Here is an 11,598-nt window from a genome sequence, read left to right on the forward strand (position 1 = left end):
AATCGAACATCGGTGCGCTGCGAGTCGTGCCGATCCCTTTCGACATCCAGCCGGAGCATGCCATGTCCGATCCTTTCGAGACTCAATCCGACGCCGCTTTCGCCCCTTCGCGCGCGCCTTACGCGATCGTGCCGAATGATACCGAGCAACTGGCACTGGTGCCCAAGGGCATTTACGTCGGCACCGGCGGCGACATCGTCCTTCGCGGCATCGACGGCACGACCGACGTGATATATCGCAATCTTCCCGATGCCAGCTTCGTTGCCGTGCGCGCCCTTTACGTGCGGGCGACAGGCACCACTGCCGCCGACCTCGTCGGGGAGGCATGAATATGGCCCGCCTCGTTTCCGGCGGCCGCTCCGGCGGCGTCTTCAACCGCGTAAGAACCGTGTCCGGCAGCGGTGCGCTCCTGACGCTCGGGCGCTCGCTCGGTGTCGGCTCGACCTTCACCTTGCGCTCGGGCAGTGATGCCAACCTCCAGCTTTCCGGGAGCAGCCTGATCGCCGCTACTGCCCTTTCGGCGGGAACGAGCCAGGTTGCGCTGATCCGGGAGAGCGTCGGGCTGGGCCAGTCGACGCGAGCGGTGGAGTATGCCGTTACGCTCACCGGTGCGGCATCCGATCCGGTGGAAGGAGCCTGGCTCCCGGCCAATCCCGCGCTTGCGGGCGCTTACGGCCTTGGCAAGCTCGTCGCCGGGTACGATGGACCTGCCCTGCGGGTACGCCGTGCTTCCGATGGTGCCGAGCAGGATATCGGCTTCGCGGGTCAGGCGTTTGATGCCGAGGCCGCGGCTGCCTTCAAGGGCGTGTCCACGCTGGGCGTCGCGGTCGTCTACGACCAGACCGGGCAGGGCCGCCATCTCACGCAGCCAAGCACATCCGCACAACCATCGCTGTGGCTGGGCGAGGGCGGTCCGACCGTCACCAACTACGATACCGACTGCCCGATGCTGATCCCCGCGACCCTGGCGATCCCGCGTGCGGACTGTGCGGTGTTCATGGCCGCACGCACGCCGGGGCAGGCCGCGACTTGCGGCTATTGGGCGTTTGGTTCGACGACCACCGACTATGGCCTCACCAGTCCGCGCACCGCCGGGAACCTGGCGATGCAGCCGATGGTAGCGAGCACCTCGATCCCGGCCACGGCCACCAATGCGCAGGCTTTGGGGGTCGGCAACATGGCCGTGCTCGGCCTCGTGTCGAGCGCATCCAGGCAGGTCGTCCACCGCGACGAGCAGACCGCGACATACCCGGCTGCCGCAGTTGCGATGCTGAACGTCGGGGGTGAGGTCGGTGAGGCGATCGAATACGGCGGGCGCACCGACTGGCGCGGCTTCGTGGTCTACGGGGCGGCTCCGTCCGATGCCGAAGTCACGGGCATCAAGGCCGTGCTCAAGGCGGTATTCGGCACTTGCGAGCCTGCCACGCTGTCGTTCCTCGGCGGAGGCGACAGTATCGTGTTCGGCACCGGGGGCGCGAACAACCGCACGATAACGGCGGCCATGCACCATCGCTCGGCGGCCTCGGTGCTGCTGCGCAATATCGGCATCGCCGGGCACCGGCTCGACCAGCATTACAACGATTTCGATACCGTTTCGGCCGCCTATATCACGCCGGGCGTGCCAAACGTCTATTTCGCAGACTACGGTCACAACGACATCAAGACATACGTGACTGACGCCGCGACCGCGATCTCGGCGGTGGAGGCGATGAAGGTCCAGGCGCGGAGCATGGCCGCGCGGCTGCGCATTTACGGATTCTCGATGGTCGTGTGGCAGGAGGCCTATGCCGACACCAGTTTCACCGTGGCGCAGGAAAACGCGCGCGATGCGTGGAATGCCTGGCTGCGCTCGAACCCGGTGGCCGATGACGGTTTGCCTTGCTTCGATGCGGTCGATCTCGTGGCGAGCGATGCGGGCTTCGTGCTGTCCGATGCAGAGACCGATGCAGGGCGCGGTATGGCGATGACCGCGAATTCCTCGGACGGGGTCCATCCGAACGAAGTCCATGCCGGTGCCCGCGCGGCGCACTTGCTGGCGGCATACGAGGCGATCCCGTTCACGCTGAAATATGCCACGCGGCCAGCGCAGCAGGGCCTCGCTTACACGGGTTACCTGCCTCGGCTGGTCAAGGGGACGGGACCTTTCACGTTTGCGTTGGCGTCGGGCTCATCGCCACTGCCGACGGGGCTGTCACTGGATAGCGGGACGGGCGTGATTTCGGGCACGCCGACGGTATCAGGCACGACATCCGGCGTGGTCCTGCGCGTGACGGACAGCCTTGGCGCTGCGGCGCAGGCGAGCTTCAACCTGACCGTCGCGGCATCGGCGACGATCGCGGTGACCGACCAGACCGAGACTTGGAACACTGTCGACGCCACGGCCGTGACCGTCGCCATGCCCGCTGCCGTAAATGTCGGGGACATTCTGGTCGCGGTGATGAGCGTCGATGGTACCGTCACCGTGACGTGGGACAACGCGACGGCAGGCGCATGGACCCAGCGCGCCACCTATGCGGCCAATTCCAATCAGCATCTCCTGACGATCTTCACCAGGACGGCAGACGGCACCGAAGGGGGCAAGGTGCTCAACGTGGGACTGTCGGGCTCGCAGCAGGCCGTGACGCGGGTGATGCGGGTGACGGGCGCGAGCGGTGCGGTGGAAATCTCGACTTATGCACGCGGCAATGCCGTCGCCGCCGATCCGCCCGCGCTGACGCCGAGCTGGGGCGGTGCGAGTCTGTATATCGCCGCGCTCGCTCTGGACGGGACGGCGACCATCGCGTCGGGACCGACCGGCTATGCGGGCTTCATGTCGCGCGTATCGAGTGCGAGCGGCCAATCGACCAACGCGACGGCCTGGAAGCTGGCATCGGGGACGGAGGATCCCGCTGCCTACACGATCTCGGCAACCTCGAACTGGGTCACGGCTACGCTGGCGTTGCAGGCCAGCTGACGGATCCGATGCGGCGGGGCGGTCCTCAGGCGGTGCGCAGCGACCGCACCAGGGCGGCCCCGATCAACAATGGCAGGCGGCGGAAGCGGGCCGAAGCGAGCGCGGCGGGCATGACGCTGCACAGGCTCGCCAGCATGGCCGGCCACATCGCTCGCGTCCTATCCCGCGAGATCGCACGGTAGCGTCGGAAGATTCGCAACCGCGTATAGGCATCCACAACCAGGTGAGGGGGCCGGGTGCCGCCGGTCCGCGCGATCGCGTCAAGTTCCGCGCGGACGGCGGAGCGTTCCTGTTCCTCGACATTTCCTACCGAGAGCGCCGCTTCGTGGCGGCGATAGAACAGGACGTCCACCGGTGGATTGTCGATACGGCCGAACGCTCCGGCGCGAATGAACAGGTCGTAGTCCTCGGCATGGTGGTAGTCGTCGCGGTATCCGCCCATGGCTTTGAGTGCTGCGGCCCGGATCATGATCAGCGGATGCATCGAGACCGCGACGCGCGGCGGAAAGACGGACAGGTCGGTTACTTCGTGACGTCCGCCGCTGGTGCGGGTGCTGGACGAAGTGGGATGGCGATCCGCAACGGCCTGCCCGCCGACGATGACGGTCTGCGGGTTGTCGTCCAGCCAGGCGACCTGGAATGCGAGACGCTCGGGAAAGGACACGTCGTCCGCGTCCATACGCGCGATGTATTCTCCGCGCGAATGGTCGATCGCGGTGTTGAGTGCCGCCACGATCCCGCCATTGGGCTGGCGCACCACCCGGATACGGCCATCGCCTTCCGCCATGCGCGCAAGCAGGACCGGCGAAGCGTCAGTGCTGCCGTCATCGACGATGACGAGTTCAAAATCGGTGAACGTCTGGTCCAGGATCGATCGCACGGCTTCGCGCAGAAACGCCTCACCATTGTAGCACGGCAGGATCACGGAGACGCGGGGAGGCAGCAACCTCATGCCGCTTCTCGCCATGAACGGTCGCTGAGAGCGAGGATGATGTCGAGCAGTTCGGCCCCGGCGCGGGCCCAAGTGAACTGGCGCGCCCTGATATATCCCACATCGACCTTGCTCGCAAAAAGAGGGCCGGCCGGATCGAGCGCGGCGATCGCCTGCGCCCACGATGCCGGATCATCGACGTCTGCATAGAGAACGGCATCACGACATACCTCGGGGACAGCACCGGCAGGCGCCACCACGGCAGGTGTGCCGCAGAGCATCGCCTCCAGTGGCGGCAGGCCGAAGCCTTCCGTGCGGGAGGGACACAGCAGGCACCGTGCGCCGGCGTAGAGCGCGCGCAGGGCCTGGTCATCGCACGAGCCGACGAACACGGCATCGTCCGGAACCGCCAGTCCGGCTGCGACCAGCGCGCCTCGCTGCGCACCCACGACGACCAGCGGCACGCCCGCCGGCGCCTTTTGGGCATAGGCAGCAAAGACCACCGCGTTGTTCTTGTAGGCCTTGGAACTGCCGAACATCAGCGCGTAGCCGCGCGCGGCAAGGCCATGCACGGCAAGCACTGTGTCGTTCGCTGCGTTCTCCAGGATATGGTCCACGCCGTTGTAGAGCACTTGCGTGCGGGTGGCCGGGGAGACGCCCATAATATCGAGCATGCGCCGGGAGTAATCGCTGACGGTCAATACGGTGCTGCTCGACCGGGCCATGCGCGGGGTCAGCAACCGATAGCCCAGGCGCTGGCGGAGCGGGTAGGAACTGTCGGGAAAAAGGAACTGTGCATCGTGAATCAGCGTCACCTTGCGGCGATGGCGCAGCGGCGCAAGGTTGGCGAGGTTCACCAGAACTCCGTCGGCGGCGAGCGTCGGCAGCCTTGCCTGTTCCCAGACTTGCGAGGGTCTTTCATCCAGTTCGCGCACTGCGATGTTGCGCAGCAATGGCTTCCAGTCGCCACTGTGGCGCATCGGCAGCAGCAGTGTCACCCGGGGGGCGCCGGGAACGCCCAGACGTGTATCGATCTCCCGGACAAGCCGGTCGGCGACGCGGTGAACGCCATTGAGACCGCCTGCGTAGAACTTCCCGTTGATATATACCGGTAGCATCGACATTCCCGAACAATCGAGCCGCAACATAATATTGCGTTGCAGCGAACTCGACGGTCGATCCTTCGCCTTGCCAAGTTTTAATGGTCGTCGGGTGCCGGCCCATCTTCCCCGTACTGGCCGCGCAAGCCATTCAAGGCGAAGAGAGGGGGGCTTCGATGTCGCGGCCTGGTGATGCGATACTGATCAATGGGCGATTCCTCATGCAGCCGGTAACAGGCGTGCAACGGGTCGCGCGCGAACTGGTGTCCGAGATGGACCGGCTGGTGGGCACCGGAGAAACTCCGCTGCATCTGGCGCTTGCCTGCGAACCGGATGCGGACACATCGGACCTGGACTTGCGGCATATCCGGGTGGAACGGCGCGGCGGGGTGAGCGGGCATGCCTGGGAGCAATTCGTATTGCCGCGTATGGTCGCCGATCGTCGCCTGTTGTGCCTGGGAAATACTGCACCGCTTGCGTCGGCGCTGGGCGGGCAGCGCCTGTCGGTGATGATCCACGACGTGTCGTACCTGTCCCTGCCGCGCGCCTATTCCCTGCGCTATCGCGCAGCGCATCGCGCACTGCTGCCGATACTCCTGCGACGTTCCGAACCCCTCTTCACCGTCTGCGATGCCGAGGCGGAGCAGCTGCGCCGCCTGCATCGCCGCACGCACGTCGTTGCAGTGCAGAATGGCGCCTGGACCCGTGACAGGGTCGACCGGACTGCAGGCTATGAGCGGGAGCGCATGGTCCTTTATGTCGGGTCGCTGTCGCGCAGGAAGAATGTGGAACGGGTGATCGAGGTCGCCCAGCACCTTGCCCGGGAAGACGGCGTGCGCACCGTTCTCGTGGGCTCGAGCCATAAGATCCTCGCGCCCATTCGCGCCGGCGTGGCTTCCGATGTAGCGCATATGCTCGAATTCATCGGACAGGTCCCGGATCTAGAGATCCTCGCAGATTATTATCGCCGCGCCGCCTGCCTGCTTTTCCCGTCGCTCTACGAAGCGTCGCCGCTGCCGCCGGTAGAAGCGATGAGCCATGGCTGTCCGGTGATTGCCTCGGCAATCCCGTCGATGACCGAACGCTGCGGTTCCGCCGCGCTCTATTGCGATCCGCTCGACAGCGGGGACATCCTGTCTGCGGTGCGCCGCGTCCTCTACGATCCCGGCAAAGCCGATGCGCTGCGCGAGGCCGGTTTCGAGCGCGTCGCCCGCTTTACCTGGCGCGATCAGGCAAGAAGCCTTCTGGCAGCCATGACCGGGAGTTAATTTGTCCCGTCCAGGAAGCCCGGCAAAGATCGCGTCATGAGCCAAGCGCACGCTACCAATGCCCGTCGCAGGCAACCCGTCCATGGGCTGGACCTCGTGCGCTTTGCGGCGGCGAGCCTTGTCGTGCTCTATCATCTCGGCTTCAAGGCATGGGCGCTGGAAGACAGCAGCTTACATGCAGTTCTAGGCCGTCATCAGGACTTTCCGATCGGCTATGCGTTGAGCTGGTGCGGCTGGATCGGCGTGCAGGTGTTCTTCGTCGTTTCCGGGGCAGTCATCGCCTATTCCGCACGCGGCGTCAGCGCACGCGGCTTTGCGCGCCGCCGCGTGGCCAGGCTGCTGCCGGCGGTGCTCATCGCCGTGGCCATCGCGCTGCCGGTCGCGGTATTCGTGTTCGGCAGCGCACCGGGGCAGGCGATCGTGCTGACTCTGAAGACCTTGGCGTTCGTCCCCTTGGGACCGTGGATCATCGGCCAGTTCTGGACGATCCCGATCGAGTTGGCGTTTTACGCCCTCGTCTGGGCGATCCTTGCATCGGGCGTGCCCGAACGCCCGATGCACGCGCTGGCGTGGCTGCTGGGTGTCGCCAGCGCGAGTTACTGGCTGACCGTGACATTGGGCGTTCGGGGCGCCGGGGGGCGGCTTGGTGAACTTTTGCTGCTGCAGCATGGGATATATTTTGCGCTCGGAATGCTCTGCGCGCGGTTGGGCGGCAGCGGCCTCGGGTTACGCCACGTCGGCCTGTCGATTGCCTGCATCTTTGCCGCATCGGTGCAGGTGCGCACGACCGCACAATGGGAGATGGGCGCGCGGGTCGATCTGTCGGCCGGCTGGCCTTGGGCCTATGTGCTGTGGCTTTGCCTGACCGCGATGATCGCGGCGGCATTCCGGTGGCAGGCGCAAGTCGCGACCATCCTGGGGCGCTTCGGCGAAGCGCTGCGCCTTGCAGGGCTGGCTACCTATCCTCTCTACCTCGTTCACATCCACGTGGGCGGTGCGATCCTGCTGCTGACGGCGGAACTGGGCATCATTCCGGCGCTCACTCTCGCATATGCAGGTTCGGTGGTCGTTGCTCTCGCCATCGCCAGATGGCTCGAGCCGCCGCTCCATGCTGCAGTCGATATGGGGCTGCGTCGACTGGGGCGAGGGATGCCGCGTTATCGGCGGACGGGGTAGCCTCCTTTCATAGCGGCTCCAGCGAGGCGGACGCTTCGGATCGTGAAAACTCCCAAGTGTCGTAATGGTTTGATCGCCCCCCCCGATGAGCCGGGCGCATCGGGGGGGCGATATCAGGCCGCCACGCGCTCGGCGCTTGCCGAGCGTGCCCAGGCGACTGCTTCCTCGATGTCCTCGGCGCGGTGCACCAGCGCAGACCCTTGCGTGAACGCATCCAGGAAGCGGGCAATTTTTCCGTAGTGGTTGTCCAGCACGGCATGGGGACGGCCGAGAAGCAGCGAAAGAATATGGACATGGAGTCGGTCGGTGACGATCGCCCGCCCTCGCGCCAGTTGTCGAAATCCGCGCTCGACCCGATGGCGCGCCGCAGCCTCGTAGGCGGATGCACGCGCGCTAGCGGGGGAAAGCGAGGTCCACGCGCGCATCACGCCACCGGCCTTGGCGCGGCGCACGGCCGCCGTATCGTCGATCAGCCAGTCCTCGACGGTTGCATGATCGGGAAGCTTGTCGGATTGCGCACGTTCCTTGTCGGTGCGCAGCATGGCGAGCACGTCGATGGAGGGCGCCGCGCCGGATCGCGCCCCCATGGCAAAGGCACTGTCGGGGCAGAGTTCGACCGTGCAGTCGAAATGGCGGCGGGCCAGCTCCAGAGAGGGAACGTCGCGCACCAGCAGGGTGAAGTCGGGGTGCGCGGCGATGATGCGCGCAGTCCGGTCTATCCTTGCCGGGTCGCCATAATGGATCGATTGGGGCAACTGGACGATCCGGCGATCCCGCAACCGCGCGATCACGTCCTCCCGAAATGTCTGGTGATGGTTCCAGATGTCGCCGAAGTTACCTCCTCCATGCAGGAATACGGTGCCTTCAGGCACCGCTGTACGCATCGCCTGTTCGTCGAAATTGTCGAATGCGCAGACGTAGCCGGGGCCTGCGCCACCAAGCGATTTCAGCAGTTGCACTTCACCCAGCCAGATGGCGGAATCTCCGACATTGGCATGGTTTGGAAAGTCCAGAAGTGAGAAACTTGAAGAAGCGTAAGGAGCTATCGTCGTCCACAGTCGTTTTTCGAGATGATCGATTGATGGATTAAAAGAATTTAATCGAGTATTCACGCGATTCAAATCCCAATTACATGAACTGGGTATTGTCTCGCATCTGCGGCAATTCTATTCAAGTCCGTTATGGCAGGGCATCCGGAAATCGCAGGTGGCACTCGTTTGAGCCGGCGCGCCGCCGGTGCCGTGGGGTGGAGCGTGGTCCGTTTCGGTGGAGATCAGGTGTTCGGCTTCGTGGTCTTCGCCGCGTTGGCGCACCGACTGGATCCGGCGACCTTCGGTGTCTTCATCGTCGGTCTCGCCGTGGCGGAAGTGGGCAAGATAGTAGCGCAGGGCGGATTGGTCAGCAGCCTCTACCGTGCGCCAGAGATCACGCCGCGCCTTGCTGACACCGTGTTTTGGGGCAACCTCGGCATGGGAGTTCTGGTTGCGATCGCCTGCTTCGCGCTGCGCCATCCGCTGGCCAATGCCATGGGCAGTCCCGCCGCTGCGCCTGTCATTGCTGCGCTTGGCTGCGTTGTGCCGGTTTCTGCGGCAGGCGCTTCGCATATGAGTCGGACGCTTCGCGCCTTTGGCCATCGTGCGCTGGCGATCCGTTCGTTCGGCGCGGGGCTGATCGGTGGGACGCTCGCGCTGCTGTCAGCCCAGGCGGGGTGGGGGGTGTGGGCGCTGGTTGTACAGCGCTTTGCAAGCGAGGCGGTCGGTACGCTCGTTGCCTGGCATGCGTTTCGCTGGCGGCCGGGACTGCACTTCTCGTGGACGACGCTGCGGGCACAATGGCGACTGGGCGTAGGCGTCGCCACTTCGCAATTGTTGCTCGTAGCGCTCAACCGCACGCAGGACATGATCCTGGGGCGAGCGACCGGGCCCGTAGGCGTGGGCGTCTATCGCACGGCGTGGAAGTCGATCGAAGTCGTCGCGCAGGGCGTGATCAGCCCGTTTGCCACTGTCGCGGTGCCGACGCTGGCCAAGCTGCGGCATGACATGCCTGCGTTTCGGCGCGGCTATGTGGAGATGGTTTCGGCCAGCGCGATGGTCGCCTTTCCCGCTATAGCGGGGATAGGCGTGCTCGCCGACGCGCTGATACCCTTGTTGTTCGGCCCGCAGTGGGGCGAAAGCGTGCCGGTGGTGCGGGTACTGTGCCTGCTGGCACCGCCGTTCGCATTGAATTTCTTCGCCGATCCTGCACTGACGGTTCTCGGCAAGGCCGGGATCATGGTCAGGCTGGCCGGGATACAGCTTGCCCTTACCCTGCTGTTCTGCCTTGTCGCGGCGCCATACGGGCTTGTCTGGTTCGCGGTCGCCTACGTCATGCGGGCCTATGTGACGCTCGCGTTGCAACTGGCCCTGCTGCAGCGCGCCACCGGCGTTCTTGCACGAGAGGTGCTGGGCGGGATCGCTCCGGCACTGGGAGCAGCGCTGGTCATGGCGATCGTCGTGTGGGGGACAGGCGATACGATGCCCGTGGAGGGAGATTCCAGGAGCCTGGGTGCCCTGGCTCGCATAGCGTTCCTGGTGACGCAGGGCGGGCTTGTCTACGTGGCCGTCGTTCTGGCGTTCATGGGACGCTCGCGGCGCATGCAACTGGCGGCCTTCCTGCGTCGACTGCGCCTGCAGCGGCAACCGACCTGAAGATTCAGGCCGTAGCCGCCGGGTAAGGCCACGGACCTTGGATGGCAGCCTTCCCGGAACGATGCCTGTCCCCGGGCTTGCCCCCGGTGCGTAACGCGATCGCGCTGCCGGACAGGACTGCGAAGGCAAGCCCGGGATCGCAGCTTGGCGACGACACCGAAGCGACGCCGATAGCCACGACGACCGACCATGCCGCGGCGGCTGCGACGTCGCGATCGCGATCCCCGCTGCGGCTCCAGGTCGATGCCGCGAGCGGGGCGACGGCCCGAACGGCGTGGAGCACGAATGCGCAGGCGCCGACGATGCCGGTCGATCCCAGTATCGCCGTGGCAAGGCTTGACGAGCGGAACGAGCCCGGACCAATGCCAAGCCCGTGCGAGGTGATGAACGCTGTTATCCCTTGCCCCGCCCAGAACAACCGCTGCCTGCCGGAGAAGGATTCGGCTTTGTCCAGCGTCATGTGCTCCAGCAATCGGCGCATCGCTGCCGCAAGAGCAGGTTCGAGCACCAACAGCGCGCTGGCGAGGATACCGGCGGCGATGCCCGCGAGCGACAGCCACGCAAGCCGGTCGAGAGGCAGCAGGCGCGGGGTCGTGAGGGTGCGCAGCGCCATGAGCGCGCCGAACAGCACAAGCCCGACGTAGGCCGTAGATGAAGTGCTGGTGAGCAGGGCGACGGCGAGAAGCAACGCGGCCGCTCCGGTCCAGCGGGGCTCGACGCGGCGCAGCCAGCACTCGAAGGCGAAGACGAACCAGACTACGGCGAAGCTCGCAAAGGAGGACGCTTCGGGCCACAGGCCATTCATTCGCACGAAGCCGCCCCATTCGTGATCGAGCTGCGCGTAATTGTTGTTGCGGAAGAAATGGAAAGCAGCTTCCGCAGGCGTCCCGCGCAGGATGACACCGGCAAAGCCGGACAGCGCATGGATAATGCCGATCACGGCGCCGGTGCGAGCCAGTATGCGCCCGCCATCCGGCCTGTGGCGCATTACTGCGTGGGTCGCCAGCGCCATCACCATCGTGCCGACCATGTACACGGCGGTCGTCAGGTTCTGCGTGGTGAAGCGCAGGGGTTCGGCGGCGAGGATCCGGCCGAGCTGGGTTCCGTACCGGGCGCGAATCTGGCCGCGGAGAGGGGTGACGTCGATCTCCCCGGCAAAGATACGCGGCAGAAGCAGTGCGGCAAGGACGCTGTAAGCGACGAAGACGATCAGCCAGACATTGCCGCGCAACGCCGAGCCGAGATCGGCCGTCCCGACACCTCCGGGAGCCAGGCAGCGCAGCAGCAGGAAACCCAGCGCGAAGTGCGCGGGCGAGACCGACGATCCTCCCAGCGCCGTGAGATTGATCGCTGCCGAGCCGCCCAGCAGCGTCGCGCATATCACCAGCACGAACAGTGCGCGCACCGATCCCAGGATGAACAGGGCGAGCGCGATGATCAGCTCGATCGCCCCGATGAGGGTCAGTTCCATGTCCGTCTCCCC

Annotated in this window: 9 protein-coding genes; 5 read left to right on the forward strand and 4 right to left on the reverse strand. The window is 65.5% G+C overall.

Annotated elements, in window-relative coordinates:
• Positions 1-62: 62 nt before the first annotated feature.
• Both PKE80_RS01125 and PKE80_RS01130 read left to right on the forward strand, forming a co-directional pair.
• Complete coding sequence (locus tag PKE80_RS01125) at positions 63-329, forward strand: spike base protein, RCAP_Rcc01079 family (RefSeq protein WP_417629279.1); 267 nt, start codon at positions 63-65, stop codon at positions 327-329.
• Positions 330-331: 2 nt separating this feature from the next.
• A complete protein-coding gene (locus tag PKE80_RS01130) occupies positions 332-2,953 on the forward strand; it encodes a putative Ig domain-containing protein (RefSeq protein WP_271180916.1) in 2,622 nt (873 codons plus the stop codon).
• A 25-nt stretch (positions 2,954-2,978) separates the two neighbouring features.
• Here the strand turns inward: PKE80_RS01130 and PKE80_RS01135 are convergent, their stop codons facing one another.
• Together PKE80_RS01135 and PKE80_RS01140 are read right to left on the reverse strand one after the other, a co-directional pair.
• Positions 2,979-3,905 (reverse strand): glycosyltransferase family 2 protein, encoded by a 927-nt coding sequence (locus PKE80_RS01135; RefSeq protein WP_271180917.1) that lies wholly within the window; start codon positions 3,903-3,905, stop codon positions 2,979-2,981.
• Positions 3,902-5,002 (reverse strand): glycosyltransferase family 4 protein, encoded by a 1,101-nt coding sequence (locus PKE80_RS01140; RefSeq protein ID WP_271180918.1) that lies wholly within the window; start codon positions 5,000-5,002, stop codon positions 3,902-3,904. The genes PKE80_RS01135 and PKE80_RS01140 overlap by 4 nt, the downstream gene beginning before the upstream one ends.
• 158 nt (positions 5,003-5,160) lie before the next feature.
• Here PKE80_RS01140 and PKE80_RS01145 point away from each other — a divergent pair, with 158 nt between their 5' ends.
• Together PKE80_RS01145 and PKE80_RS01150 are read left to right on the forward strand one after the other, a co-directional pair.
• Positions 5,161-6,252 carry a glycosyltransferase family 4 protein gene (locus PKE80_RS01145; protein ID WP_271180919.1) on the forward strand — a complete coding sequence of 364 codons (1,092 nt, stop codon included), beginning with the start codon at positions 5,161-5,163 and terminating at the stop codon, positions 6,250-6,252.
• A gap of 36 nt (positions 6,253-6,288) precedes the next feature.
• Positions 6,289-7,428 carry an acyltransferase family protein gene (locus tag PKE80_RS01150; RefSeq protein WP_271180920.1) on the forward strand — a complete coding sequence of 380 codons (1,140 nt, stop codon included), beginning with the start codon at positions 6,289-6,291 and terminating at the stop codon, positions 7,426-7,428.
• 113 nt (positions 7,429-7,541) lie between these two features.
• On the opposite strand, the gene PKE80_RS01155 is transcribed toward PKE80_RS01150, so the two are convergent.
• Positions 7,542-8,540: a polysaccharide pyruvyl transferase family protein gene (locus PKE80_RS01155; protein ID WP_271180978.1), complete on the reverse strand. Its 999-nt coding sequence runs from the start codon at positions 8,538-8,540 to the stop codon at positions 7,542-7,544.
• 141 nt (positions 8,541-8,681) lie between these two features.
• Here PKE80_RS01155 and PKE80_RS01160 point away from each other — a divergent pair, with 141 nt between their 5' ends.
• A complete protein-coding gene (locus PKE80_RS01160) occupies positions 8,682-10,115 on the forward strand; it encodes a lipopolysaccharide biosynthesis protein (protein WP_271180921.1) in 1,434 nt (477 codons plus the stop codon).
• Positions 10,116-10,119: 4 nt separating this feature from the next.
• On the opposite strand, the gene PKE80_RS01165 is transcribed toward PKE80_RS01160, so the two are convergent.
• A complete protein-coding gene (locus tag PKE80_RS01165; RefSeq protein ID WP_271180922.1) occupies positions 10,120-11,586 on the reverse strand; it encodes a hypothetical protein in 1,467 nt (488 codons plus the stop codon).
• Positions 11,587-11,598 lie beyond the last annotated feature (12 nt).

This window comes from Novosphingobium resinovorum, assembly GCF_027922145.1.
In the GTDB taxonomy this organism is placed as follows: Bacteria; Pseudomonadota; Alphaproteobacteria; order Sphingomonadales; family Sphingomonadaceae; genus Novosphingobium; species Novosphingobium resinovorum.

Excerpts from the sequence above, each read along its gene's own strand:
- PKE80_RS01125 (WP_417629279.1), top strand. The coding sequence starts at position 63 with ATGTCCGATCCTTTCGAGACTCAATCCGACGCCGCTTTCGCCCCTTCG.
- PKE80_RS01130 (WP_271180916.1), top strand. The coding sequence starts at position 332 with ATGGCCCGCCTCGTTTCCGGCGGCCGCTCCGGCGGCGTCTTCAACCGC.
- PKE80_RS01135 (WP_271180917.1), bottom strand. The coding sequence starts at position 3,905 with ATGAGGTTGCTGCCTCCCCGCGTCTCCGTGATCCTGCCGTGCTACAAT.
- PKE80_RS01140 (WP_271180918.1), bottom strand. The coding sequence starts at position 5,002 with ATGCTACCGGTATATATCAACGGGAAGTTCTACGCAGGCGGTCTCAAT.
- PKE80_RS01145 (WP_271180919.1), top strand. The coding sequence starts at position 5,161 with ATGTCGCGGCCTGGTGATGCGATACTGATCAATGGGCGATTCCTCATG.
- PKE80_RS01150 (WP_271180920.1), top strand. The coding sequence starts at position 6,289 with ATGAGCCAAGCGCACGCTACCAATGCCCGTCGCAGGCAACCCGTCCAT.
- PKE80_RS01165 (WP_271180922.1), bottom strand. The coding sequence starts at position 11,586 with ATGGAACTGACCCTCATCGGGGCGATCGAGCTGATCATCGCGCTCGCC.